The sequence below is a fragment of the Streptomyces sp. NPDC002130 genome (genome assembly GCF_040296465.1).
Taxonomy (GTDB): Bacteria; Actinomycetota; Actinomycetes; order Streptomycetales; family Streptomycetaceae; genus Streptomyces.
This window is the reverse complement of the sequence record NZ_JBEOXI010001230.1, coordinates 1-1,057: the sequence shown is the minus strand read 5'-3', so window position 1 is coordinate 1,057 and position 1,057 is coordinate 1. Positions and strand designations below refer to the sequence as shown.

Genomic DNA, 1,057 nt, shown 5'->3' with positions numbered 1-1,057 from the left:
GGGCGGGGCCGCCCTCGTTCTCGTAGAGGGCGTCGCGGTCGATGTCCTGGGCCGCCGGCGAACACGGCCCGAGTCGTCGGGTCGGATGTGTTGAGTGCCTGGGTCATGACGTCGCGGTTCACGGCGGACGCTTCGTTTCGGAGTTGTTTGTACGCCTGCCGGAACGAGATGCCTTCGAGGATGAACGAGACGCCGAGGACGGCGTAGGCGACCCGGTTGAGACGGCGGAATGTACGGCGAATAGTTGTCGGTGTCGATGTAGAACAGACCGACGATGATCACCAGCAACACCACCGCCACCTTGATCGCCGTGATCACCAGTGACACCCTCGACGAGAGTTTCGTACCGGTCGCGAGCAGGATCGTGATGACAGCGATCACCAGCACCGCACCCCAATCGAACGAGATCGGCCCCAACTCGACGATCGGGCTGCGTGAGCCCATCACTTCTCCGAGGTACAGCGACCAGCCTTTTGCCACCACCGAAGACGCCAAGGCGAATTCGAGGATGAGATCCCAGCCGATGATCCAGGCAACGAATTCTCCGAACGTCGCGTACGAGAACGTGTATGCGCTACCGGCGACCGGGACCGTCGACGCGAACTCGGCGTAACACAGCGCTGCCAGTCCGCAGGCGATGGCGGCAATGACAAACGCCAGGGAAACCGACGGCCCGGCGACATTTCCCGCCGTCCGAGCCGTGAGTGTGAAGATGCCCGCACCGATGACGACTGCGACACCGAACACCGTGAGATCCCACGAGTTCAGTTCTTTCCGGAGTTTGGTTTCCGGCTCGTCGGTGTCCTTGATGGACTGCTCGATCGATTTGGTTCGAAACAGCTTCGACCGGCCGGATCCGGCCTGCTCGTCCTTGACAGCCATTGCCGCCTCCTTGCTGGGGACCAGCAGGTCCCACCATGGGCAAGTAGAGAGATGGCATCAGCCTAAGCCCGCAGGCGCGGCTTTGTTCAGGGTTTGTCGGGAGCCTGTAGATCTGTCTCAGGGCGGTCGGAACCAGGTCGATCCGCGCTGAGACGATCGAGGTCCGGCTCGAGGT

The 1,057-nt window shown here is 62.2% G+C and carries 1 protein-coding gene; it reads right to left on the bottom strand.

The annotated features are described in order from the left end of the window. Positions 1–882, bottom strand: an 882-nt coding sequence (locus tag ABT116_RS49855) for an APC family permease (protein ID WP_351648376.1), incomplete at its 3' end; no start/stop codon positions are given. Positions 883–1,057: the final 175 nt, after the last annotated feature.